The 26,856-nt window shown below is 57.2% G+C and carries 16 protein-coding genes and 1 tRNA gene; 12 read left to right on the top strand and 5 right to left on the bottom strand.

The genetic code is table 11. The features are described 5' to 3' along the window. Positions 1 to 39: 39 nt before the first annotated feature. Together NHH03_RS25255 and NHH03_RS25250 are read right to left on the bottom strand one after the other, a co-directional pair. Positions 40 to 5,517, bottom strand: coding sequence for a protein kinase domain-containing protein (locus NHH03_RS25255; protein WP_253161013.1), 5,478 nt, complete (start codon positions 5,515 to 5,517; stop codon positions 40 to 42). Next, positions 5,514 to 12,392, bottom strand: a complete 6,879-nt coding sequence (locus tag NHH03_RS25250) for a beta strand repeat-containing protein (protein ID WP_253161011.1) — start codon at positions 12,390 to 12,392, stop codon at positions 5,514 to 5,516. Before NHH03_RS25250 ends, NHH03_RS25255 begins: the two co-directional genes overlap by 4 nt. A gap of 253 nt (positions 12,393 to 12,645) precedes the next feature. On the opposite strand from NHH03_RS25250, the gene NHH03_RS25245 reads away from it, so the two are divergent. Together NHH03_RS25245 and NHH03_RS25240 are read left to right on the top strand one after the other, a co-directional pair. Beyond that, the gene (locus NHH03_RS25245) at positions 12,646 to 13,260 is read left to right on the top strand and encodes a hypothetical protein (protein WP_253161009.1); all 615 of its coding nucleotides are present in this window, start codon (positions 12,646 to 12,648) and stop codon (positions 13,258 to 13,260) included. Positions 13,261 to 13,369: 109 nt separating this feature from the next. Then, positions 13,370 to 14,170 carry a HEAT repeat domain-containing protein gene (locus NHH03_RS25240; protein WP_253161007.1) on the top strand — a complete coding sequence of 267 codons (801 nt, stop codon included), beginning with the start codon at positions 13,370 to 13,372 and terminating at the stop codon, positions 14,168 to 14,170. A gap of 410 nt (positions 14,171 to 14,580) precedes the next feature. Here the strand turns inward: NHH03_RS25240 and NHH03_RS25235 are convergent, their stop codons facing one another. The 3 genes from NHH03_RS25235 to NHH03_RS25225 form a co-directional block, all read right to left on the bottom strand. After that, complete coding sequence (locus NHH03_RS25235; protein WP_253161005.1) at positions 14,581 to 14,907, bottom strand: hypothetical protein; 327 nt, start codon at positions 14,905 to 14,907, stop codon at positions 14,581 to 14,583. Between the two features lie 329 nt (positions 14,908 to 15,236). Next, positions 15,237 to 16,580 (bottom strand): sigma-54-dependent transcriptional regulator, encoded by a 1,344-nt coding sequence (locus NHH03_RS25230; RefSeq protein WP_253161028.1) that lies wholly within the window; start codon positions 16,578 to 16,580, stop codon positions 15,237 to 15,239. A 10-nt stretch (positions 16,581 to 16,590) separates the two neighbouring features. Beyond that, on the bottom strand, positions 16,591 to 18,471 hold the full coding sequence (locus NHH03_RS25225; protein WP_253161003.1) for a sensor histidine kinase: 1,881 nt from the start codon (positions 18,469 to 18,471) through the stop codon (positions 16,591 to 16,593). Between the two features lie 512 nt (positions 18,472 to 18,983). Here NHH03_RS25225 and NHH03_RS25220 point away from each other — a divergent pair. From NHH03_RS25220 to NHH03_RS25175, 10 genes are all read left to right on the top strand, one after another. Next, positions 18,984 to 19,057, top strand: a tRNA-Arg gene (locus NHH03_RS25220). A gap of 144 nt (positions 19,058 to 19,201) precedes the next feature. Beyond that, positions 19,202 to 20,446, top strand: coding sequence for a tyrosine-type recombinase/integrase (locus NHH03_RS25215; protein ID WP_253161001.1), 1,245 nt, complete (start codon positions 19,202 to 19,204; stop codon positions 20,444 to 20,446). Between the two features lie 126 nt (positions 20,447 to 20,572). Continuing rightward, positions 20,573 to 21,220 carry a hypothetical protein gene (locus NHH03_RS25210; protein ID WP_253161000.1) on the top strand — a complete coding sequence of 216 codons (648 nt, stop codon included), beginning with the start codon at positions 20,573 to 20,575 and terminating at the stop codon, positions 21,218 to 21,220. Between the two features lie 135 nt (positions 21,221 to 21,355). After that, positions 21,356 to 21,610 carry a DUF1580 domain-containing protein gene (locus tag NHH03_RS25205; protein WP_253160998.1) on the top strand — a complete coding sequence of 85 codons (255 nt, stop codon included), beginning with the start codon at positions 21,356 to 21,358 and terminating at the stop codon, positions 21,608 to 21,610. A gap of 70 nt (positions 21,611 to 21,680) precedes the next feature. Continuing rightward, positions 21,681 to 24,530, top strand: a complete 2,850-nt coding sequence (locus tag NHH03_RS25200) for a hypothetical protein (RefSeq protein ID WP_253160996.1) — start codon at positions 21,681 to 21,683, stop codon at positions 24,528 to 24,530. A 52-nt stretch (positions 24,531 to 24,582) separates the two neighbouring features. Beyond that, complete coding sequence (locus NHH03_RS25195) at positions 24,583 to 24,810, top strand: hypothetical protein (RefSeq protein ID WP_253160994.1); 228 nt, start codon at positions 24,583 to 24,585, stop codon at positions 24,808 to 24,810. A 243-nt stretch (positions 24,811 to 25,053) separates the two neighbouring features. Next, complete coding sequence (locus tag NHH03_RS25190; RefSeq protein ID WP_253160992.1) at positions 25,054 to 25,416, top strand: hypothetical protein; 363 nt, start codon at positions 25,054 to 25,056, stop codon at positions 25,414 to 25,416. Then, entirely contained in the window at positions 25,413 to 25,631 is a 219-nt protein-coding gene (locus tag NHH03_RS25185) for a helix-turn-helix transcriptional regulator (protein ID WP_253160990.1), read from the top strand. The genes NHH03_RS25190 and NHH03_RS25185 overlap by 4 nt, the downstream gene beginning before the upstream one ends. Positions 25,632 to 25,647: 16 nt before the next feature. After that, positions 25,648 to 26,103: a hypothetical protein gene (locus NHH03_RS25180; RefSeq protein ID WP_253160988.1), complete on the top strand. Its 456-nt coding sequence runs from the start codon at positions 25,648 to 25,650 to the stop codon at positions 26,101 to 26,103. 36 nt (positions 26,104 to 26,139) lie between these two features. Further along, on the top strand, positions 26,140 to 26,856 hold a 717-nt coding region (locus NHH03_RS25175), incomplete at its 3' end, for a phage major capsid protein (protein WP_253160986.1).

Here is a 26,856-nt window from a genome sequence, read left to right as displayed (position 1 = left end):
GACGGCCGATCATCCGCAACCGATGATTCGCGACGAGCGCTACTGCGCCGGTGCGGGCCACAACAGGATGCGTCCGTCGCGTGCGGCGGTCATCACCAAATTTCCATCGTCGGTGCAGTCGATCGCTGTCACGCCTTGCGTGTGGCGGTGCAAGGCCAGCAATTCGCGCCCGTCAATGATCGAAACGACCGGCTCGCTACGATCGGCAGGGGGGGCATCACCCGAGTCCTGGGATTCGACGTCTTCGCCTGATTCGGCCTGTCGTAACTCCAGTCTTGGGTCCCACACGCGCGCCGACTTGTCGCGTGACGCGGTCAAGACACGCAGGTTATCTGTGGAGTCGACCAACACACAGATTGATTCGATCTGGTCAGCGTGACCTTGGAAACGACAGAGGGGAGTGTTGGGCGACGCTTCCAAATCGAACAGGAAGGCCGACTTGTCGCTGGCACCGACCGCCAAGTATTTTCCGCCGCGGGAAAACGCGGCGCAGGTCACTGTTAACTTCGGCGGCAGTTGCAGCGTGCGATGATTAGTGCCGGCGGACAACGATTGGATTTGCAACGTTCCGTCATCGCCCGACAACATCACCGCGTCGCCGGCGGGATTGAAACGGACATGAGTGACCTTTGCTGCAGGAATCGACATCTCCCGTTCCAGCTGGAAACCGCTCTTGCGATCTTTCCAAGTCCACAGTTTGGCTGCCGCGTCATTGCCGCAGGTCACAAATCGGTACCCGCGATCATCCATTTGGTCTGAAAAATCTAAACCGCTGATCGCACCGCCGTGCGGGTTTTCCAATTTGTCGATCCCTTCGCCGGTCTTGGCATCCCAGAATCGGACGCTGCGACTGGCCGTGGCCGCGATCTTGCTGTCCGGCGAAAAGCTGGCTGCGGTGACGGCTGCGTGGGCGCGGTAGCTTTTATCATGGATTCTCCGCTGGATATCCCAGCGAAAGGCAGCGGCGCCGTTGAGCGTAAACAGTTGGTTCAATCCCGACAGCATACCGGTTTCAGGGGCGCCGATCTCCTGTGGCAATTTGAACGTTCTGGTTAGCTGCGTGGTCAAATTGAAGATGGCGACCTGTCCGGTGCGACCACTCTTGTTTTGCTGACAGACGACGATTTCCGTGCCACGACTGCCGAAGCGAGCTGAATTGATTCGCGCTGCGTTTTGTTGTGTTTGACGGCCCTCGGTCAACGGGGCCGTGACCGACGCGAGCTCGCGGCTCTTTTGACTGTTCAAATCCCACAGCGTCGCCTGGCTGAGCGACGATTTTGCGTCGGTCAGCTGAGACACCGTGACGGCTTGGTCACCTTGGGGCGATAATGAAAACCCGATGACAAAACCTTCGTGTGGTAGCTGACGACCGACTTTGCGGGTCGTCAAGTTGAACTCGGATAGTTGACCGCTATCGCTGGCAACCCACAACGATTGGGCATCGGGTGAGAATGCCAATTCGTTAATTCGAAAACCTTGGAACAGATCGATTGGTTTGCCGATCGGTTTGCCGGTATTGCCATCCCAAATCAAGCAGCGTCCATTGCGATCGCCCGTCGCAAGAACCGATCCATCGCTCGAGAGCGCAAAACTGGTGACTGCTTGGTCGTGTTCGGCCAGGCGATACAACACGCGGGGCGCCGCCAGGCGATCGACGTCCCACAAGATGGCTTTCGCGTCCTTGCCGCTTGATCCGGACAGCAAGCGACGGCCATCGGTCGAGAGCGCGAACGTACTGTTTAGACCGGTACCAGTGAGCATGCCCAGTTGCGTGCCCGTTTCGATATCCCAAATTCGAATGTTCGAATCCGCGCTGCCGACGAACAATCGTTTTCCTTGGGCGTCGATCTGAGCCGACATCGCCAAAAATTCAGTCCCTTCGTTTAACTGGCCTGACTGCTGGTCGTTGGTTTTGATCCGTGCGATTTCGCGGAACGACATTGAATTGCGATCGACACCCAAAATCCGGGCGGTGTGATCGCGACTGGCGGAGATCACTTGTTTGCCATTTCGGTTGAACCGAGCGGACAAAATTTCGTCCGTGTGTGCCCGCGTTTCTCGTGGCGTTGATTGATTCTCGGTCTCGTCGTCTAGTTCGGCGTCTGTGCGTGCGGTCAATCGGTACGGCTGGGAGGCTTCGGCTGGGGCATCAACATCGGACGCATTGGCATTGGCTGGCATTCGCGATCGATCCCAGGTTCGCAGCGTTCCGTCGATCGACGCGGAGATCACCAAGGGCGGATTGTCTGCGGTTTGCACCGATCCCAACTCGATCGATTTGACCCACCCGCCGTGACCACGCAAGGTTTGTTTCAAAGATCGGTCGCTGGTGTTCCAGACACGGATGGTGTAATCGTCCGAAGCGGTCAGTAGGGTGCCACTGATCGGATCGAACACGATTGATGACACCGCATCGCGGTGGGCTCGCCATCCAGACACATTCGGCTGGGGGCGGGGAGTGGCGTTGACTAACTGTTGACGATTGGGATCGTCTGAGTCTGTTTCCAATCCGGCAATCGCTTGTTCGATCGATTTCTCGAAATCGATCTGCTGCAAATCGGCCGGTCGCCACAGGTAAACCTGTCCGCGAGTGTCACCGGAAGCGGCGAGTTGTCCGTCGGCGGAGATCGCGACCGATGCGACAGGGTGATCGTGCATCGAAAATTCGCCACGTTGTTGCAATTGATCGCCGATGAGTTGCCAACCGACGACACGCCCACTTTTGGCATCGCTGACGCCCGCCAGCACAGTGGTCCCCGCCGCAGAATCATCGGAGGCAGCCAATTTGACGACCGCTGCGATGTGCCAGGCACGGTCCAACGCCTTGCCCAGATCAGGGTTCCATAACATCACAGATCGGTCGGTTGAACTGGTCAGTAAACGCCCGTCGTCTAGAAATGCGATGTCCGTCACGGCGGAATCATGGCCCGACAGTTTGCCTGCGATCTCACCGGTTGCCACATCCATTATCAGGACGTCGCCCAGTCGGTTTCCGACCGCCAGCAACGAATCACTGCCGCGTATTGCCACGCAAGTCGCATCATCGGATCGGCTCCAAACCGCGGTCGAATCGATGAATCGACCTTGGACTAAATCGGCGCGATGGATGGTGCCTTCGGTGCCGATTGCGATCACGTAGGATTGGTCGGCGTCGGTCGCCAGATCGGCAACCGATCCACCCAATTGAATCGTCGACTGCGACTGGTTGGCCTGTTCCCACAACCAACGCCACTCCCAAGCCGGCGACTGGTCCGGCGTTTTGTCACGCAACGTGGCTAGGATCCTGCGGGCATCATCAAATTCATTGCCGTCGATCCGCGCCTTAGCCAGCCCGACTTGAGACAAATAAGATTCATATTCGGCAAGAGCCTGGGAGTGTTGGGCGCGTTTTTCACTTGCCTCTGCCAATTTTCGTTGCTCGACTGCTTGTGCCGTTGCAGCCACCGCTTCTTTGGTCGCTTCTTTTTCTTGGTCCCTGGCCAACTCAGCATCCCTCTGAGCTTTTACTGCAAGTTCTCGTTGTTCGTCCGCACGCTTTTTTTGGCGTTTAGCCTCGTCTCGTTCATTTTGAGCGATTTGTTTTGCTTCTGTCGCTTGATCCTTTTCATTAATCGCGACCAAGGTTTGTTTATCGGCAATTTCTTTTTGTTGTTCAGCGAATAACGTTTGTTCTACCGCCTTCTGGCGTTGCTCGTCAGCTTCATTTCGTTTCGAGTTAATCACCAGCAACGCCGCGCTACCGCCTAGGAGAATGAACATCAAACTGGCTGCGGCGACACGGCGAAACAGAGTCAGTCGGCTGGCACGCAGTTCGCGCTGCTTCATGCCTTCGTTGAGTTTCGCGATTAGCGGCAGATGTTGGCCGTTGTCCGGATTCAGCAGCGACAAACCGAGATCAAAGTCGCTGTTTTCGTAAGCGGCTTGGGCGTAATCGATGCGGCAACGCGACAAGGCGTCGATCGCAGATTGGTTCTCACTCCATAGCGCGATGGCCTGTTCGAAACCATGCGTCGCTCGCGAGTACGAGTCATATTTTCCCGACTTGATCGCTTGACGGTAATTGTCGCCGGCGATCGATGCGATGGCGATGCTTTCGCTATGAGAGCGATAGGCGCGGATGGCTTGTTGAAAAGATTTGACATCCGGGTAACGGTCGGCCGGCTTGGTCGCCATCGCTCGCATTGCGATATCTAACAATTCCCCCTGCGAGGATTCAGGTGCCGATTGGATCGTATTGGTGGTCACCGCACGAATGCATTGACTGACGTTGGCCGCTTTGTGCGGGGCGTAACCGGTGACAATGTAAAACAGTGTGGCACCGAGCAAGTAGATATCGCTATGCGGTCCGATGGCGTCGACCGGGCCGGTGGCCATCTCGGGCGCCATAAAAGCCGGTGTGCCACCGAGTCCGACCGTGGATGTGATCGAGTCCTTCTTTTCAAACTCGGGCTTGGCCAACGCCAATCCCCAATCCATCACCAGGACTTCACCGAAGTCGCCCAGCATGATGTTTTCGGGTTTGATGTCACGGTGGACCACGCCGCGGGTGTGCGCGAACGCGATGGCGTCACACACCTTTAACAAGATTTCCAGATTCTGGTCCCGCGGCGTGTCCGCGATCGTCTTCAACCATGGTTGACCGACGACGCGTTTCATCGCATAGAACAACGTGTTGTCCGCTGCGACGGCGATGTCGTGGATGGGGACGATGTTGGGGTGATCCAAGTCACCGGTGACGACCGCCTCGGACAAAAACTGTTGGCGGCGTTCATTTTCGACTTCGTTCAGTCGACCGGATTCGTTCAGTTGTTGCCGTTTGGCTTTGGACAGCGGCCGGATGACTTTGACCGCGATCATTCGATCGAGCGAGGCTTGGCGGGCGACATAGACGTTGCCCATCCCGCCGCGGCCGAGCAACCGTACGATGCGATAGTCCGACGGCGATTCCGGCGGCCGTGTGGGCGCCGCGAGATCACGTTCACGGATTTGAAGTTTTGATTCCGAGATCGAGCGTTCGATCGCCGGCGACAATTTCGAAACTTCACCCCGGTTGGCTTTACTGTCGTTGAGTGCCGATGCGTCCCAAAGCTCGGCGTCTTCTTTGTTCAATTCACGCGGGTTGATCGTCTGCGACAGATCCTCGCTGTGCATCACCGATCGGTTCTTTGACTTTTTCGAATCCGCCTGCGTTTGGTGACTTGCCGGGCGCAGTTGGATCGTGCTCATATCGATGGTTGATTCGATATTGGCTAGCGTTTTTTCGTTCGCGTCATTGTTGTCATCCGGTTGGGCGCCGATTCCAAACGGTGCGACCGAATCCGATTGATTTGCAAATTCCTCGGCGTCGACCGTTTTTTCAATCGCGTCGGCGGTCGGGCCGCCGACGCGTTTATCGTCGTCAAACGAACGTGTCTGTTCGGTTGACGTCGGCATTTGGATGGTCGCATCGTTCGACGGTTCGATGTGAACGGTTTCGTCGATTTCCTGCGGTTGGTCGTCTGGTGGCTCGGGGTTCATCGCGTTGTGGCTCCTTCGCTTCCGGCGATCGGATCACGGGTGGATTCTGGCAACAGGCGAGCGCGGAATCGTCCGGCGACGCTTAACGGTGGGGGCTGCGGCGCCGGTTCGACTGTTTCGGCGACCGGCGAGTCTGTGGAATCCATTCTAATCGAAGACGATTGATTAACTTCGGGATTCATCGGAATGGGGTCTGCACCGGGTTCCACCGGATTGCCATCGGCGTCAACTTCTTCGAGCTCGAGCGCGCCCCCGTCGAAGTCGTCGTCGGCCGAAAGTGGTTGGCCGTCTCGTAGCTCGACCGTTACAAGTGAGTGGATGTTGCCATCACCCAAGACATGTTGGATTTCATAGCGACCGTCGGGCAACGTTTGAAATAGCTTTGTGAGTTTCTCTTCACCCACAATGTCATCAGGCAATTGCATCGGTTCTGCCAAATCATCTCCGTCAGGATCTGGCGACAGAATTCGGATGCGGTAGTATTCTTCCCGTCCTGTCGTTGTCGAACTCACCGCTTCAATTGAATCGAAACCGGTACCGAGCAGCACAAAGGATTGTTGTGGTGCCATGACCACCTGAGCCTGCTCGATTTGAGGGATCACGTCACGGACGGGGAAGAAGGCGACGGGGATAGAGAGTGCCGGGATAATGAAGCGGGCCTGCCCGTTTTCCAGGATCGGTACACTCGGCCCCTGCTGTGTCAGCGGATTGTCGGTCGACGAGAGCAATCGGCCGGCCACCGACTCGGTCGGACTGCTGTCTTGCTGGATGGTGTCGCCGACAACCAGAATCGATTCGTGATGCCGGACCGCGAATCGGACTTCCAGCGGATCGGTTGCCGAACTGCGACCATTTAAACGTGACGTCAAAATGTCCTGTTCGGTATACAAGTGTTGGACTTGTAAGGGATCGGCATCGCCACTCAAGCCATCGATTTGTTGAAAACGATTGGATTGCGCGCCCCAGTCCAGATTGATGCTCAGCCCACGTTCTCCATCGTTGCCAATCTGGACCGTCAACACACCCGACGCCCCATTTGATCCGGACTGAAGCAACCCGCTGGTGCTGACCGTGGTGGCATCGTAGAAGGCCGTGTCAGTCAGTCCCAGATCGGGACGCATGGCAAATTGGCGGGCAACTGCGACGCCGGCGCCGGTTTCGATTTGGAAATCGGCCCCCAGGACGACCTGTGGCGATTCAATGCGAACCGCAGCAATCTCGGATTGTTCCGCCTGCAATTGCACGGCATCGCCCAATGTGATCGACTCTCCCGCAATCAGTGCAATTCGCCCATTGAGTCCGCCAGCGATCAATTCCACATCACCACGCAATGAGTCCAAGTCATCGACCATCATTGCGTCGGCCACACTGATGGACTGCGCCGCATTGATACGTAGTTCACCGTTGGAACTGGAAACGACTTCGGTATCATCATTGCGATCCGAAGCCGCCAAGCGGATGGAATCGAGTTCGTTGATTTGGACGTCGCCGCGATTTCCGCCCGTCACCGCCAATTCTAAATCGTTGATATTGGTAGTCAGACGCACCGCATCGGATTGGTCAGCGGTCTGGTTCAACACCAAGAGATTCAAGTCGTCGGCGATTAAACGTGATCCGCTGCCGGTTTGCAGCACGTCATCAGCGGCGACCAGGATGACGTCTGTAACGTTTTCGGCATGAATCTGGTCGACCAAGATATCCGCATTGGAAGCGGTGGTTTCCAGTCGGATGTCGCGGTGGTCGACACCGTCGCCAGAGCTGGCATTTTCGCTACGCACGTTTGCTGCGGTGATGGTGCCGGTCGACAGCAGACTGATCCGGCCATCGGCGGTCGACACATCGACCAATTCAATGGCAGTGGATTCGATCAACTCGATCGCCCCGGACTCTCTCACACCTGCCACCAACCGGTCCAGTTGGGTTTCGATCGCGTTGCCGTCGCCGATGCCAGTGGCGGTTTGAAGAATGACGGTGCCGAAGTCGGCTACCAAATCGATCGCATTGTCACCGGAATCAATCAGTCCGCCGAAAGACGACTGGATTGTGATTGCATCACCGGTATGGGTTGATTCGATGTTGGAAACAAAGACGTCGCCCTGGGTTTGTAGGTTGGCTGTGCCGGCGCCCACGTCGATTGCGGACCCGTCCTGTAGGTCGATGACGCTACTGGTCAATGCGGTTTGTCGACCGGCGCCCAGTGTGACGTCGCCCTGGTCGGAGTTTAGCTGCCCGGTGGAAGCGAACACGATGTTTCGTTGGGCGAGTACATCGACGTCGCCGCCGCGGCTGGTCACTGTGCCACGGACGATGATGTCCGCGTTGCCCGAATCGGTCTGCAACACCAGGTCGCCATCGCCACCGACAAAGATCGTGTCGCCGGTATTCGCATTGACGTCAATCGAAGCGGACTGGGTGATGACGGAAACATCGCCGTCTTGGTTGGCAATCTGTCCGATCGCAAGTCGATCATTTCCGGAATGTTGGATTCGGATCGCGTCGCCGCCACCGCTAGTGACTTCGGCAAGTGACACGGCGCGGTCGGCCAAAATGTTTAAATCGATCGCGCCGATGTCTGTTCGCGCGACGATGTTGCTGACGCCCGTCAATGTCAACGGATTGCTGCTACCGATTCCTGATTGGGCGTCCAACTGGATTTGCTCCGCAATCAAATCGACGTCGGTCGAAATTGCGGAATCGACGATCGATTCGGCTTGGAGTTTAATCTTGCTCCGCCCCGCATCGATTTGTCCGATCGGTAGACGACCCGCCGAGTCGATGTAGATAGACCCGCTGGTGCCACTGGTGGTTGCGGACAATTGCTGTTGTACCGCTACCAGGATCGGTGCCGCCGCGGATCCAATTTGAGCGATCTGGCCGGCCGAGATCGATTGGCCGGGAAAGGCGACGCCGGCGATGAAATCCAGTGTGTTGCCCGAAACATGTGGCAAGGTTGTTGATGCCAGGGCCACTTGGTTTTCAGACGAGGTCAGGGTCACATCACCGTTGGTTGACTGGATGGTTTGCAACAATAGGTCTCCGGCGACTTGCACCCGGATGGATCCGCCGGCGGCGATGGTTGTTGTTAGATCAACGCTGGAATCCAGTACCGTCACGAATTGATCGGCGGTCAAATTCACACGATCAATGGTGTTCAGAGTGGAATCCAATTGTAGGGATCCACTGGAATTGGCAATCACGTCAGCGGTGATGATCGCAGTGCCCGCAGCCTGGCTAACCGAACCGATGAAATCTGCGGGGTTTGCCGCCGCGAGTCTCAATTCACCGTCGGCGGCCAGAATGTTGCCCAGCAAGAAATCACCGCCGCGCAGCGTGATCGATTGACTCACTGCATCGCTGCGAAGATCACCCAACGACAGATCACTGAGTGGTGCATTGGAATCAATGTTGATCCGCCCACTGGTCGCGTCTAAGGTCGATTCGATTCGCAGTTGATCGACCGCGTTGATCACGAGATCCCCCGCACCGATCAGCCGGATATCGCCGGTGATCAAAATCTGTTCGGCGTCAAACGTCAGATCACGTGATACGGTCGATTGTCCGACCGCGACGTTCGCATTCCACGTGATGGAATCCGTGCCGTCACCACCATGGATCGTGGGGACCGCTTGGAAATCTGTTCCGAGCGAATCAAACGTGAGTTGGTCGTCGCCGGATTGGGCGTTGATCCACAGCGTGTCCGTCGGGTGTTGGAATCGCAACTGGCTCGAAAGGGACCCGGTGGTCAATTGCCAGTTTGAATGCGAGACGCTGGAGTCCGCGGTTGCGATCAGTTGGTCATCAAGTGGCGAAAGGTTTGCGGTTAGCGATTCCGAGGGCAGGTCCAGGTCGAGACGGCTGATGCCGTTGCCGATCACATCGTAGGCCGGTGCGCCCGATGTGGCATGATCGAAACGTAGTTGCAGGGTTTGGGCGTCTTGATAGTCCAGTTGGAATGCATCAGGGGCATCGTGGCTGGACAGGTCCGAATCCAGCAAGGTGATCGACGCATCACCACCGGCGCTGGCCGTGTCGAACACGATGTCGGAATCAAAGTGCAAGGGCGTTGTTGAAAGATCGACAAATCCGTTGATGTCGACATACAACTGAGCCTGCGGAGCGATCGCGCTGAGTTGAACTTGATTGCCGTTCAAGCCGGCGATCGGTCGGATGGTGGGGACATCGGCTTGAGCAGCAGCGTAGCTGGCACCGTCCTGGAGATGCAGGTTTTGACCCACTCGTGTCAGAATCGTGACGTTGCCTACCGATTGCACATGATCGCCTGCGGTCACGATGGTGACGTCGTTGCCGTCGCCGCCGAAGTAGGTGATGTAGGCCGGGACGGCGGCACCACCAGGACCAAACCGCGCGAGCACCAAAGCGCCTTCTTCCAACACGCGCGGTGTGGCCAGCGCTTGTCCGTTGGCATCGACATCGATGGTGAACCGCCCTGTGATGCTGTTGGCGGAATCGTTTTGAACGATCAATAATTCCGTGTCGGCAGCCAGCGGGGTGGCAATGTCCAGTTGTAATAATGCCGATCCCAGATCGATCGGTGCGGCAGCCACGGCGACCGAGTCCAGGTTCTGGCCGACGATGGATCCATCGACATCGACTGAGAAGATGGAGTTGGAATCGAATTGCAACGAGCCGACCGTCAGCTGCGCGGTATCGCTGGATGCGGCATCGTCACGCGGTGCAAGGATTCCGCCACGCAGTGTGACCGCGCCGGCGATTTCTCCGGCGCCCGTTAAAATCGCCGACTGTTCAACGGTGACATCCGCAGCAGCGCCTAGTCGTGCGTCGACACGCAGGGTGCCGTCGGCAACCATTAGATCCGTCGAGAGAGCGCTATCGCCGAGCAACGCCAGTTCGCCGCTGCCTTGTTTCGTGATCGTTGATTGGCCAATCGAGTCAACCAGTGCCGCGCTGACCCTAACGGTCTGGCCAGTGGCCACCTCGAGTGACGAATCGAGTCGCAATTCTGCAGCAGCCACCGCGGTGCTCGAAACAAACTGAATCGCTGCGGCGATGTCGATGCGGTTAGTGGCCGAGATCTGGGCACCGTCAAATGCAATGCCGTCGTTGGCGTCCAATGCAATCTGATTCCAACCCACCAGATTTCCGGCGGCGCTCAACGTCGATCCTGCGGTGATCGAAAGTTTGTTGCCATTGAATAGGTCGCCATCCAATCCGATCGCGTTGCCGGCGACCAATGACAGATCGTTGGTGGTGGCTGTCGTTTGCACCGAACCACTGATGACCAAGTCGTCGGCTGCGATGACCGATGTGATTGAACGATGGAATGTCAGGTCGCCCATTAGATCAATCGATCCGGCGCGAACAGTTGAACCGAGCAGTTGGGTATCGGGCGCGGTCAAGGCGACGACCCCGCTGGTGCCAATGTCGTTGACCGTGATTTGATCCGCAGCGATCTGCAGCGATTGCAAATCGTTGGCATCGCCCACGGCCGACCCGCCAACAGCACCATTTAGCAACACACTGCCACCACCCGATCCGCCGGTCGCATCAATCGTCAACTGGCCAGACGCCGATGAAGCGGACACCACGTTGCCTTGAAAGGTGACATCTGACGCGGTGATTTGCAGGTTGCCATCGATCTGCGAAGGGCCATTGATGAAGACGTTCCCATCGTCGGTATGTAGCGACACATCGGCAAATTGAATCGATCCGCCACCGAGTGAAATGTTGCCCGTGGTGCCGGCAAGTGTGGTGTCGATATCGGCTTCGATTGAAAGTTGGCTGGTGGCGACCAGGACCGCAGATCCGGAAGTGGTTTGCAGCGTTCCAGTCAGATCGATCTGGTCGGCGGACAATTGGGCGGAGCCAGCGGAAAGATCGCCCGAGAGCAACAGCGATTGTTGCGCATCGATTGTCAATTGGGAATTCAAGTCGACATCCCCTAGCAGGGACACGTCGGCCGCTGCGGAAACTCGCAATTGATTTAGCAAGTGGCCAGCGGAATCGTCCACGGTTCCCAGTTGGATCGATGAACCAGGGCTGCCATCGAAATCGAGAATCAAATCGGCTTGGTCTACATCAGCACTGACCGTGGCGGCGGTCCAGTCGATGCTGCCGCTGGTGCCCGTCACACGTACGGTTCCGCCGAGCGTCAGGGTGCCGTCGATTTGGAATTGACCGATGCCAACATCCATACGCGTCGCAAATCCGCTATCGCCGACAAGGACATCGCCGGCCAGTCGAACGTTGCGGTCGGCAAATTGGATCGTTGGTCCGCTAGGGGTGAGATCGATGGTGTCTGACGCAATGTCCAGGCTGGTTGCCGGCGAGGGATTGCTGGCGGGCAGGACACTGATTTCAGTGCGATCATCACCGGCACCATCAACCACACTCAACTGAATCGCGTCGGGGATTTCAATCTGCAACAGATCGTCGCCGCCGCCCAAATTGATTTCTACGGCACCGTTGGTGATGTCAGTGATGGCAAGCGGATCGGTTTCACTGCCGGTAGCACCCCCGCTGTAACCTGCGATCGGGATGATGTTCCCTAGGGCATCACGCAACTGAATCGAATTTCCACTGTCGACCACGTCGAACTGGACAAAATCGTCCGCCGCATCACCAAGTACCAGCAGGCCGCCGGCGGCTGTCAGTTCGGCGGTGGCATTGAGCACAATCCGGGGCTCGAGTGTCTTTAGCCGTGGGCGAAAGAACTGCGGCTGCGCCGGTGCCGATTGTGCCGGCAGTGACGCCAACCATTTTCCCAATCGCTGGGAAACCCAGTTCTGGACGCAGCGGGTTGCCGCGCTGGCTGCCATAGGCAACTGCGCAGCGGCATGACGCGAGACTGGATCGCGCTGAGTCGATTTCTGTGTGGGGGTGGGAGACGATTTCACCAGGTATTCTTCGAAGCGATCAGGCGCCAAAAAACGGAAAGGTTTTGGATCAGGCCTATTTTAGTGGCATCCCCACCATTGATAGCCGAAAAATAGGAAGAGACGTCAGCGAATCGCCGCAGACGCCAGGGCTAGATTGCCCTCGCCATAGGGGTGGTTTGGCTCGGTCGGCGCCGCGGGCAGCTGTCCTCCCCAGAACACCGTGCCGATCTCGCTCAGCCGAGCGCCGCGACACCCCATCACAATTTTGGCGATGAAATACCTGCATTTAACACTGCTGAGCTGCTTCTGTGTTGCACCGTGGGCGGTCGCTCAGGATTCTGGGGTTCCGTTAAGGCCAGCTAACGGCGCTGGATCGAACGGTGCTGGTATTGCGCCGTTTCTGATTGCCAGCCAGTTGGATGGGCAAATCCAACAATCGGTCGAGGAATCAGGATTGGTGGAATCCGATGCGGCAGGGGAGCAAACGCGACGCGACGCGACGTCGGAGCAGCTCTCGCTGCTGCGAAAACCGATGTCAGAGATCAAATTGTCCGATGTGGCGTATTCACAGACCGAGCCGCCGAGCCTGTCGATTCATACCGGAATTGCACGGGATCGTGCGACCACCGACGTTGGCACCCGATTGATCACCGCCGGGCCCGTCTACGATATCCACACGCCTGGCGAATCCACGACATACACTCGCCAGCGGCTGTATTTTGAAGATGCCGCGTTGGAGCGGTGTGGTCAATCCGATGGCTGTTTGCCGACCGGTTGGTGGACCAACGGCCGTTCAGCGGCCAAATTTCTAGTCGACACAACCCTGTGGCCCTATCGCATGCTGCGACAGTCACCCAAGGAATTGGTTCGCGTGCACGCTGAATGAACCGGCAAATGGTCTTGGCTGCCGCACGTTCACTTTGTTATCTCCCCTGGTAAGACGTCCCGCAGTCCAATCGACGCGCGCTCCGTTCAAACCATCGCGATAAAGCTGAATGTTCCACGAATCCACCACCGACCATCGACCGAATCATTTTGGCCGCCGCCAAATCCCGGCGTTTGCCAAGGGAATCGTCGCTCTGTCGCTGTTCGTTTCAGCCGGCGGTTGTCACGATGGACCTTTGTATGCAATGAAAAAGGTCAATCCGTACTTCGTGATGAAGGAATGGAAGAATGACCGTGCGCTGGGAGTCACTGACCATCAGCGGCGTGAGGAATTGATGTCATTGGCGGACCAAATTGGTTCGATGCCGGCGAAACAGCAATTGTTCTGGACCAACCATCTGCAGCGGATCATGGACAATGATCCCAGTGCTGAAATGAGGCGACTGGCCGTGGTAGCGGCCGGAAAGTGCAAGGCCCCGGGTTCGATGGAGTTGGTCGAACAAGGGCTGGACGATGAGAATCTAAAGGTCCAGATGGAAGCGTGTCGAGCGTTGGGGAAACGTCGCGAACCCGAAGCCGCACAAATGTTGGCGTCGACATTGGGTACCACGACCGAACTGGACGTCAAGAATGCTGCGATTTCAGCGCTGGGAAAACATAAAGGGACAATCCCGGTCGACTCGCTGCGTTTGGTGTTGGACGAACAAGATCCGGCGACGATCGATTTGGCGATGAACAGTTTGCGCGGCGTGATGGGTAAAGATTATGGCAACGATCCGCAAAAATGGATTGCCGCAATCGACCAGCAAAGTATCCCGTCAGACGATTCGCTCCCGAAACCGCCAACGGATCCGACCGAAGATTCTGGAACGCTTCGTTTTGCAGAAGGCGACGGACGAACCATCCGCTAGACGCAGATGATTCATCAGCCATTGAGCGCTAGCTTACGGTTGCGGGGGTCTGAAATCCCAGGGTGCAAAGAAACCGGACGCTAACGCGTGCCGGCTGATTAGCACCGAACATCGTCGGAATGGTTCTTGCAAAACCTTGCTAACGACGAATTCGCATCGACCGCTGCCACTGCGATGAATCATCCGCGTGAGCACTGCTGCGTCCCCCGATTCGGCATCCGTGGGATCTGATGATTTATCAGCCGATGAGCGCTAGCTCACGGTTCCGTCTGCCTCACATTGCCAAGTCCGAGGAACCGGACGCTAGCGCGTGCCGGCTGATTAGCGCCGAACATCGCTGAATGGTTTCTGCAAAACCTTGCTAACGACGAACTCGCATCGACGGCTGCCAATGCGATGAACCATCCGCGCTAGTACTGCTGCGACGGCGCTGCGGGGGTTTGATTGATTGGGTTTTCCCAGTGGGGCAGCGAAAGATGTGCCTGCTGCGCTGCGTCACCCGATTCGGGCAGGTGCAGATTGGGAAACATCTGGTGCGATTCGGCGTCCGTGGAATCTTTCGACTCGACTTCGTTCAGCAACTCTCGGCCTTTGGCAATCGCCTTGTTCGTGTCGGCACGGATCTCCTCGCGATTAAAACGAATCGTCGTTTCATCGGCATTGCGGTCGATCGTGAACCAACCCGCCATGAACGCGCCGCCACCCATCACTGCTAGGATCAAAATCGTCCGAAACATCACAAACTCCTTTGGAATTGCCAACCACACCACTGCCTCTGGTCCTGCTTCTACATCATCCCTGTGCTGGATAGGCAGACGTCGGCATTCTAGAGAGGTCCCGGCAAACACCGAAAGATCATTTTTCACCGCGCAAACCGCACGTTTTGAAGTCGCATTTTCGCGTCAGCCATTGGTGTTTGGTAGCCCGAAGCGTCAGCGAGGGATCCCGTAAACACTCTAAATCCCTCGCTGACGATTCGGGTGACCATCAAAGCGCTGGCTTCAAAATCCGCGCGTCCCGGTCGGACGCTGGCTTGCATGATGCCTCAACCCTCACCGCGACTCGATCAAGCGGCTTTTTCGTCGGCGGCGTTCAGTTTGTTGTACAGCGTTTTCACGCTGACACCGAGCTCTTCGGCGGCCGCCTTTTTGTCACCACTGTTCCGTTCGAGTGCGCGTTCGATCGCCAGCATTTCGATCTGCTTCATCGACATCGGTTCGCTCTCACGGATCTCGCCACGCAATTGACGGCGACTGAAGTGGCGAGGCAAATGTTCTTCGTCGATCGGCAACACGTCACACAGGATCGCCGCATGCTCGACCACGTTTGCCAACTCGCGTACGTTCCCTGGCCACTTATGCGCCAACAACTCGGCTTCGGCCGCAGGCGTGAACAACGGTCCGTCGCCTCCGTCATTGCGATGCCGGCGCAATAGGTGTGCCGCGAGTGGCATGATGTCGTCGGCACGCTCTCGCAGCGGCGGCACGTGGACTTCAAAGGTGTTGATACGGAACATCAAATCTTCGCGAAAATGTTCTTCCTCAACCATTTTCTCCAGATCGCGGTGGGTCGCGCAGATCACCCGCACGTCGACGCGTTTGGATTGGTTGCTGCCCAACCGTCGAATGTCCCCGGTCTCCAACACCCGTAACAATTTGGCTTGCATCGTCGTCGGCAACTCACCGATCTCGTCCAAAAAGATGGTGCCGCCATCAGCCACTTCGAACAACCCCAAACGAGCGTTGTCAGCGCCGGTGAAGGCGCCTTTGACGTGGCCAAACAATTCACTCTCGATCAGGTTCTCCGGCAGTGCGCCACAATTGATCGACACCATCGGCTCGGCGGCACGCAAACTGGCCTGGTGAACCGCACGCGCGACCAACTCTTTGCCGCATCCGGTTTCACCGCGGATCAGGACCGTGCTATCGGTCGGCCCGACTTTACCGATCACCGTGTGGACCAAGCCCATCGCCGCACCGGTGCCGACCAATTCCGAATCACCTTCGGCTTGGCGGACACGATGTTCCAGCGCCGCTAAACGGCGGGAATGCGACAGTCGTTGATAGACTTCGCTCAGTAGTTGTTTGATCTGTTTAAAGCTGCAGGGTTTACTGAGGAACGCGAAGACGTGATTTTCGATCGCCGTCAGCGCGCTTTGCAGATCGGGTTTCCCGGTGATCACCACCGCTTCGATCTGTGGGCGGATCTTGCGAGCACGCCCAATGACTTCGGCACCCTTGATTCCCGGCATATCCAAATCGACGATCAAGCAATCAAACGGTTCTCGCTCCAGTGCGGCGACCGCCGTTTCACCATCGGGACAGACGACCACACTGTGGCCCAGCTTTTCCAGTTGTGCTTTCATCAACGTCTGTAGCGAGGGTTCGTCATCGGCGTACAGCACGTGCATCGATTCGCACTCAGGCGACTTTTTCGACATCATTCCATTCCGTCAGAGAATCAGTGGGGTGTTTTTGGGACAATGCCGGATCCATGGCATAGGACATTTGCTCGGCCGCCGGTCGGCTGGCAGATTCCGTTGGCAATCGCAGGGTCATCTTGGACCCGCATCCTTCTCCATCGCTAGAGGGTGTCAGTGAACCGTGATGCAAGGACACGATGCGGTAGCTGATACTCAGCCCTAAACCGGTGCCGGTGTTGTCACGACGGCGCGTGAAAAAGGGTTCGAACAGATGGTCCATGACTTCTTGGTCCATCCCACACCCGTTGTCTTCGACCGACACGACGGCTTGTTTGATGCCACTGTGCGGATCCGGTTCCGACCGAACATAAACGTCGACCTCTCCGTCGGTGTCAACAGATTCCAATGCATTGGAGATCAGGTTCAAAACGACTTGCTGGATTTCCTGCGAATTGCAATATGCCACCGCATCGGGGCTGATGTGGGTTCGCAATGTCTTGCAGCGGTACTCGCCGACTTTGCTGACCATCGAAACGACCCGCTGAACGAGTTCGCCGATGTCTTCTTGATCACGACTCGAATCACTCAGCCGGCTGAAATGCAACAACCGCTTGGTGATCCCTTTGCAGCGAAAGGCTTCGGATTGGATCAATCCCAGATTGGTCCGCAACTCGCTCAAAAAGGCTTCGTCGATGTGCTGCCGTTGCTCGTCGGACAATTCATCCAACGTTTCTTCCAGGGCCTCGGCACCCCATGCGATCGCACCGAGCGGGTTGTTGATTTCGTGTGCCACGCCAGCGGCCAAGAAACCGACGCTGGCCAGTTGTTCGTTTTGGATCACCTCGCGGGTGCGATCCCGCACCTGCTGCTCGGCATCTAATTTGGCACGTGTGACTTCGGCAACGGCGCAGTTGAAACGGTCGGTGATGTCATTCACCGTGTCCGCCATCGAACCGATTTCATCGTCCGTGCCCAACAAGATTTTGTGTTGGTGGTGCCCCGCGGCGATCAATTGCGATCCGCGGAACAGCGTTCGAAAGGGAACTGCAATCAGTGTCCAGAACAACCAGGCCAAAAAACCGATCAGGAACGCGGACAATCCGGTGTAGGTCCAGAAACGGCTGCGATTGGCGTGTTGTTCCGAGTAGACATTGTCGCGAAACTTCTTCATTCCGCTTTGAAAGGCGTCAAAGTGTTCGTGGGTGAGCAAGACCAAATCGTCAAATTGGGTGCCCAAACCACTCAGTCGGCCCCCGACCGAAAGCACCGGATCATCCAGTTGGTGGGCATTGCTCCAGTCCGACTGAGCTTTGCTAAGACATTTGTCGATTTTCGCCAAGCTATCGACTTGGCGTCCGCGATCGATCAACAACGTGGACGGCCCCATTTGGCTTTGCCGATTCAACACGCCTGTGTAGGCCCCCAGCTTGAACCGCAACTTCAGTAGGCTGGACTCGATGATCGCGGCCTCGAACGCCACGTTGGACTGTTCAAACCGCTGCATGTCCATCATCCGATCCGATTCGATCATCTGGTGATTGGCTTCGCTGCTGCGACGATACTGCGTGTGGGCCTGACGCAATCGCTCGGCCAATCGATTCAATTCATGCGCGTAGTCGATTTCCTCGGCCAATTGACTGATCTCGATGGCCAGGTAGCGGTCGCGTGCCAGTTGCGACCAGCTGCTGTAAACCAACAGCCCGATCACGAGTGCCAAACCCGACAGCCCCGCGATCATTTTGGTGCGGATTTTCCATTTGCGCATTGCAATGGTGCCTTCCCTAGCACGAATCAGATTAAAAATTCCACCGTGAAACTCGACAATAGAGCCGGCGGCGGTGGGCGGCAAGATCAACCATTTTCCCAGATCAGATTGCATCTGCTGAAAAAAGTGGGCATTGCGGTGAACCTGTCCGCGGCGGGGGCGTCTAAAAAGGCAGTCAGATTTATCTTGCTTTTTACTTGCCACCGCAAGATAATTCTGACGTCGGGTCGCACTGACGCGGTGCGACGGACTACTTCCGAACGTTCGTAGGACTCGTTCTGGTTGGCGCCTGAGTCCGACGGCGTCTCACAAAAGTTTTTGAAAAGGAGGTGATCAAGTGGATTATTGCTGTACTAGCCAACGGGGAAGCAACCCGTAGACCAAGTCGGCGGGCTGACGCATATGGGTCAGCTTCCCCACTCGAGATCATCTTTTGATCACGAGATAACATGCCCGTTCGTCGAGATTTTACCTTGGTCTCGGCGGACGGGTTTTTTCATACCCCGACGGCTCACCCAACCAATTGACGGCGTGGCATCCACCGCCGCCCCAGCGAGACATTTACGCCACAGCACCGTCTCGATAGAATGCCGCTGCATGGTTTGCACCAATTGCAAACTATCCATGCGCCCATAGCTCAGCTGGATAGAGCATCGGACTTCTAATCCGACGGTCGGAGGTTCGAATCCTCCTGGGCGTGCTGGTTAGAAAACACGTAATTTGCCGGTCGGATCGCCGCGAGCGATACCACCTTTTTGGTGTGCGACCCCGTTTCAATGTCGAAGTTGTACTGAAAAACTGTCCTAGCGGACTGGTACGGCTTCCCTGAATGGGAGTTCCCACCATGCCACGCCCAAAAGCAAAGGCACCCGCACGCCGTTATCACATCAGCGGCCAATCCGTGGTCCGCATCGCCGGCCGCGACTTCTACCTTGGCCGGCACGATTCACCCGAATCGATCGCCCGCTATGCCGCGCTGGTGAACGTCTACCAATCCGCCGGCTGCGATCTGCCCAGCGACTTTGAGCTTGCGTCGCTTGATCCCCAGGTTGCCATGCTGCTAGGCGGTGCACCGGCTCAGCCGACACAGCAAGCCGACGCCCCGGTTCTAGTGCGACACGTCACGGCATTGTTCCGTGAACACATCGCGGTGAAATACAAGAACACTCCCCAGGAAAAACACCGTCACGAAAAACTGTGTGACCAACTTGACGAGCGCTACGCAGACATCACGGCTGCCAATTTCGGGCCGGTTCGTTTGAAGGATTTCCGACAGGTTTTGGTCGATGAAGGCTTGGCCCGCAAATACGTAAACCGCCTGACCAACTGTGTCATCGCAATTTTCAAGCATGCAGTCGCCGGGGAACTGGTCGATGCTCTGACGGTTGAGCGGTTGAAATCGCTGGAAACGCTCCGCAAAGGCCAGACGACAGCACCAGAGAAAGCACCCGTCAAACCCGTGCCGATCGAAGTGGTACGCAAGACGGCCGAGCACCTTTCGCCGATCATCAAGTCAATGTTGCGGATTCAGATTGCCACCGGGATGCGGCCAAAAGAAATCTGCATGATGCGACCATGCGACATCGACCGCAGCGGCAACGTCTGGATTTACCGCCCCAGCGAGCACAAAACGCAGTGGATCGGCAAAGACAAAGCGATTCCGCTGGTCGGCGATGCCCGTGACGCGATCACCGACTTTTTGCAGCGAGCGCCCGATAGCTACTGTTTCAGCCCAGCCGAAGCGATGGCATGGCGTCGCGCTGTGGGAGCTGCGAACCGCAAGACACCCAAGAACCAGGGAAACCGCCCAGGAACCAATCGGAAAGCCGATCCCCAGCGGCTGCCCCGTGAGCGATACGACGCGGCATCCTATCGGCAAGCGATTCAGCGGGCAGCCAAGAAAGCCAAGGTTGAGAAGTGGCACCCGTATCAATGCCGACACCTGACCGCGACAGCCGTACGCGCCGCGCTGGGCATCGAGGATGCAAAAGCGTTGCTCGGTCACAGCACCGCCTTGATGACGGCACACTACGCCCAGGAGAGCATGGAAGCGGCAACCCGAGCCGCCAAGGTTGCTCCAAAGCTGTAATCGGTAACAATTCCATTCAACCACCCGGGCGACGGCCAGGGTGGTTTACCAAGTCATGCTGGTGACGGCCGGCGTGATGGCATCGCACGCCGCTGGTGGATTCTCTTTTCTCCATCAGCGGCGGCGGTGCCGACCAACGAAAAGAGAATTTCTATGGGAAGGAAAAAACGCAAGCACCCGCACAGGCACACGGGAAAGGTGTTGCCGCTGCGAACTGAATCGCAGGTGAAAGAGGAAATCGTGGTTTCGGCACAAAAGCCGAATCTAAACAAGTGGCGGGATTGTATCTCGGCAATCGTTCAGTCTGAATTGGAGTTCGTCGAAGATGAGAGCGACATGCGTCAATTCAAGGACCGAACGGCGGAATTGGCCGAAGCGATGGCGTTTCTAGACTTGATCCAGCAAAGGTATCTGCACGACAAGAACGGCAATCCCGTTGACGTGTCAAATGTCGATGCAACGTTCCTGGCTAACAACGCGATTCGAGCCGGCTACCTGATCGGAAAATCCGCCGCACGTGCGTCAATGGAAGCACATGCCGTAGAAGGACTTGAACAATCGGAGCGAGGTTTAAGACAAGCTAAAGCAAATGCAGCCGGAAAATCGACAGTCACCCGAGATGAACTCTTGGCATTGTGCAAAGCGGCATACCAGAGGCATCAGTGCAATCAGCGTGAGCTATTTGAACACGTTGCAGCAAAACTGCCGGTCAAAAAGGACCGAGTTAAGGCATTGATGCAGGAGCACGGAATTAAGAAGAAGGACTACATCTAAAAACTTTCAGGAATTTCTGTGGTAGCCTAATCTGGACTACCACGAGCCCCACCGACACTCCCGTCCGTTGCATCATGCGACGCGGCGGGAGTTTCTTTTGCGCTGCGTCGCTCCACCTCTCACACGGAGCTATCCATGCCAGCGACCACACATCGCAGACCGACCAACGACGCAGTGACGACCAACGTACTCGCTGAGGACGTGCTGACGTTGAAGCAAGCCCGCAATGAGTTGCGGCACATCTTAGGCCGCCGGCCTGACCGCACGACGCTATACCGCTGGTGCTTGCGTGGTATCGGCGGTGTGCGATTGGAGCATTGCCGAGTTGGACAAGTCATCGTGACCAGCCGCCAAGCGTTGACCCGGTTCATCGAAGCACGCAGCCAGTAAACAAAAACGGCCCGCCGAGCTGCTACTACCCGGCGGGCCAAATGTCCACAGATCACGGAGGGACAACATCATGGTAGCACCATCTAATCGATACGACCAATTGAAATCGGCTGCCGAAGGCCGATGCGTTGACATCATCGTCGCACTGACGCCGATCACAGACGACATCGACAGCCCGAGAGATGACATCGAGTGCCCATTATGTGGCAACGGAAGCCTGCATCCAGACCGACGCGATGGCGGGGTAAATCAGCACGGGTGCGTGCGGTGCCATCGATGCGTTGACCGTGGAACCGGCGACATCATCGATACGGTAAAGACGTTCGGCGGCTACGATTCCCAAGGCTCAGCGGCAAAGGCGATAGCGGATCACCTAGGGCTATCCATCACCCAGGCAGCAGGAACCGCACCGGTCATCGACATCATCGAGCAAGTTGCCAAGGCCAAGCGGATGCCGGCCGATGCGCTGCTAAAGTTTGGAGCCGTGGAAGCCAAGCGCGGCCGCGACCAAAAACCGGTTGCCAGAGTCCCCGTCTACGACGAATCGGGCGAGATTCATTCTCACTTCGACCTGACACCGAAGGGCAAAGGATTCTTCAAACGCGGCGCTGGCAATAGCGGCATGTTCTTCCCCGGCCGGCTTCCCGTCGCTGGTGAAACATGGTTGCTGGTCGAAGGCGTCAAAGATGCGTCGGCGCTGATTGGTCTGGGATTCAATGCTGCCGGCCTGCCGTCGTCATTCATGGCTCCCAAGTATGCCGACCTGTTTCGTGGCGTGAACGTCATCACAGTCGCCGACTTGGATAAACCAGGGCAGAGCGGTGCACAACGCACCGGCGGACACCTTGCGGGCATTGCGGCATCGGTCAAGGCCGCACGACTGCTCGGTGAGATTGTCGCCACTAAGGGGCCTGACGTTCGCGACGTGATACGGCAGAGCGGTGACCAGGCAGTGCGTGATGCCATCGACGCCGCTACCGATTGGCAGCCCAGGGATAGCGAAATCGTTGGTAAGGACGACCGCCCCGAGGAAATTCTGACACTGCGTTACGCTTGGCATGTTGACCGCGTTGTCGATCACATCGGCCGACTGGGCTGGCGAACGCCTTGGATTCCCGAGGCCAAGCACGAAGCGAGAAAACTCTATCAGCGCGGTGGCGTGTTGGTTGATGTTGTGACCGAATCGAAGGCCGACGCAACCGCCAAGGGTGGACGTGTTCAAATCGCAGCGGGCACACCGAGGATACGCACACTGCCACAACAACAACTCGCACTGCGGATTGCCGATGCGTGTCAGTTGGTGATCGAGAAAGAGAAAGAGGGGGAAGTTGAGAAACAAGCGGTGCCGCCGCCCAGGTGGCTGATTGAGGGCATCCACACCGCCGGCGACTATGGCGAATCGGTGAGACATCTATCTGCCATCGTCACCGCGCCCACAATCCGACCAGATGGCTCAATTCTGCAGACGCCCGGTTGGGATGCGTCCGGTCTACTGTTTCGGCCGTCGATGAAGTATCAGCCGATTCCCGAGCAGCCGACGCAAGCCGACGCGGCAACCGCCGCCGAAAAGCTTTTCGAAGTGGTCGCCGACTTTCCGTTCACCGAAGGGGCGGACCGATCGGCATGGCTGGCGATGACGCTATCGATGATTGGCCGACCATGCGTCACCGGTCACGTCCCGATGTTCGCCGTCACAGCCAACATACGGGGCGCTGGCAAGAGTCTGTTGGTCGATGCGGCATCGATCATTGCCTACGGTCACGCAGCCGCAAGAACGGCATACGCGGCCGATGATGACGAAATGCGAAAACGCATCACGTCTATCGTGATGGAGGCATCACCGGCGGTATTGCTCGACAACATCGACCGACCAATCGGCGGCGCGTCACTTGATGCGGTGTTGACTGCGGAGCGATGGAAAGACCGGGAGCTAGGATCGTCGCGGACAATCGACCTACCAGCCAGAGCGATCTGGACGGCGACGGGGAACAACTTGCGATTCCGTAGTGACATCGCGCGGCGAGTGCTTCCGATTCGACTGGATTCACCCGAGGAGCGACCGGAGGAGCGTACCGACTTCCGACACGCCGACTTGCTTGGCTGGACGCACAAGCACCGGGGCGAACTGGTAACGGCCGCGCTGGTGATCTTGCGGGGCTACTTCGTCGCTGGATGCCCGAAGCAAGACGGTGGTCAGTTTGGTTCCTTTGAATCATGGTCGGACGTGATCCGCGGTGCAGTGGTCTGGGCCGGTCGTCCTGACCCAATGGCGACCATCGAAACCGCCCGGGCTGACGATGATTCTGCTGCGATTGTCGCGGGATTGATTGACGGATTGCTGGAAATTGACACTGCGAGCGAAGGGCTGACTTGCCGAGAGATTATCGACCGACTGAATTATCCCATACTCGACAATAAACCCGACCCATTCCCGACGATGCGAGAGGTAGTCGCGGAAATTGCGACCAAAAGTGGACGGCCGGACGTGTCGCGACTGGGCTACACCATGCGGAAGTATCGAGGGCGAGTCTGCAAGGGCCATCGCATCGACCAGGACACTGGCCACGCAAAGCGAAATCGGTGGTCGGCTAAGCCGGTTTCTAGTGGTGGCGATGGGGGTCATGGTGGACATAGTTCTCCCCCACCTATACATGAGACGTGTTGTGTGTCGCACGGACACACACACGACACACAACACGTTACGTATAGGGATGGGCCGGAATCATGCCCACCATGCCCACCATCGCCTCCATCACCCCATCACCCCCAAGCCGATCACAAGATTCCATGCCGTCGGTGCGGTGGTCCGACTGAACCGTCACCCGCTGGGCCAATCAACGGCTATCTCAACTACGACTGTCAGATGCCGGGCTGCGATGGCGTGGTGGTCGTGAAGATCAAGACGGCACAGCAGGCATGACCGACCGGTTGGCCAAAAACACATTTCCACATTTCAAAACAGGATCACACAAATGGCAAAACAGAAAAAGGGACTGACCGCCGAACGCCACCGCGAGATTGCCGAGGAACTTCGTCGCGTCGAGGCGGTGCTACTGTCGCTCGCGGCCGACGTGGCGGACAACTATCCGAAGCGACTGTCGCGACCAGTGCTCAAACGGATCGATGCGGCGCTGGGTTTGCGCGGCGAGCTGGATGACTTGGCTTGCCATGACCGCATCGGCATTGAGCCGGCCGAATGAGAACCGGCGACGACTGCACCGAATGCCCAGCCGGCATCATGCGACGGGTATCAACTCGCACCTCCGGCAACCATCGCATCCGGTATCTGAAATGTGATTCATGCGGCGCGAGCGGAAAGTCCATCACAGTTGTTGATGACCGAGGTCGTGACGTTGTTATCCGAACGGATAACGGAAAGCTTGCGTGCCCATGTTGCGGCGTGACAATCACCACATCGACCGCCACGAATTAGGAGCCACCGAATGAATGACACACTTACACCGCCCCGACTGGACATCAAGCTACCGAAGCTTTCCGAAGGCGACCTGATCGCTCTGACGAAGTTGATGCAACGCAAAGCAGACGCCCACCCACTATTCACCAGTTGGGTCATCAAACTGTTGGCCAGCGAATACAACCGCCGGCAGACGCCAGGTGCGGAACCGGAAATGATCGAGCCGCCAGTGTGGACGCTGGACCAACTCGGTAGCGTCCTGATGGCTAGTTTTGTTTTCAGCCGCGTCCCGATGACCGACGCCGCCCATGAGTTCATCGACAACTTGGCGCTGAACATCACCGCCGACGCCGTATCAGCCCTGCAACACTTCGGAGGTGCCGACGAATGAGCCGATCACCATGGGTCACCGCCGCCGAACTTTGCGAGCGGTTGAACGTCACCGACAAACAACTTGGCCGAATGGTTGCCAGCGGGAAATTCCCCAAGCCCCTACGGGTTGGAATCAATCGCCGAGTTTGGTCACGAAACGTGTTGGATGCCTACTTTGACTTGCAGGCCATCCAGCAGATTCGAGAGCTTCGACAGAATCACCAGGACGCCTAACCCGAAAGGTTTTCAAATGGCAAATGAACTTCACAACGCCAAGTTTTTGCAAATCGTACCGCCGGCGGCCATCGTCGATGATGCGGCCATCACCACCGCCGAAATTGATACGCTTGGCTGGGATTACCTGACCATGGTTTGCAGCGTTGGCGCAACCGACATCGCGATGGCAGCCCTCAAGCTTCAAGCAGGCAACACCAGCGGAGCGTTGACCGACTATGACGGTCTGGACTTCGACGGCGACACCGACATCGAAGGCGGCACCGCAGCACTGCCGGCCGACGATGACGACAACGGTCTTTTTGTCTTTCAAGTGGACCTGAAAGCACGGCCGCGCTATTGGGACTTGGTTGCAACCGCTGGCGATGGCAGCACCGGCACATTCTTTTCGTGCACCGCGATTCTGTCGCGCGGCGAAGTGGCACCGCTGACGGCTACCGAGATGGGTGCCAAATCCGCCTTGCGTGTTTGAACCAACTGACAATCCAACAAACGACGGAATGAATAAATGATCCGAATCACAAACACCAAAGACTTGAACGAGCAAATCGCGGAACTGGAAGCCGAAGCGTTGGCGATCGCCGACTTGGCCGATGCCGAAGAACGCGAGATGAGCACCGCAGAGCAAAAGCGATTCGATGCCATCATGGGTGTCGGTAGCCCAGGCCAGCCAGGGCACAAGCCGGGCGAGTTGTCGAACTTGAACCGGGATCTGGACCGAGCACAGAAACGCGAGAATGCACAGGCCCGAATCATGAACAGTCGGCACGGCACCGGCGGCAACACTGGCGCGTCGGTTGATAGCGGACAAGTCAGGCATGTCGCCCGTCAACTTGGCTGGAAGGCTGACGCGAACGGCAACAAGTTTGCAATCTTGAATAAAGGCGACCGGGCAACCGATCTGCTGAAGCCAGAAGCCGAAAACGAAGCGGCACACTTCATCTGCGCTAAGTTGTTCGGACCATCGTCGGCAACGCCGCAGCGGGTGCGTAACGCGCTGGGCGAGTCCAGCGGCATGACCGGTAGTTTCTTGGTTCCCGACCAGATGGCGGGCGAGATCATCGACTTGGAACGGGCGAAAGCTGGTTTGATGATGGCAGGCATGCCGGTCGCAGTGATGGCCAGCGAAACTTTGAAGGTTCCCAAGCTTGAAGAGGATCTTGAAGTTGACCTGAAAGCAGAAAACGCACTGGGCACCTTCGGTCAAATGAAGTTCGGACAACGG

Origin of the sequence: Stieleria tagensis (genome assembly GCF_024129865.1) — a bacterium.
In the GTDB taxonomy this organism is placed as follows: domain Bacteria; phylum Planctomycetota; class Planctomycetia; order Pirellulales; family Pirellulaceae; genus Stieleria; species Stieleria tagensis.
This window is presented reverse-complemented; position numbering and strand designations above follow the sequence as displayed.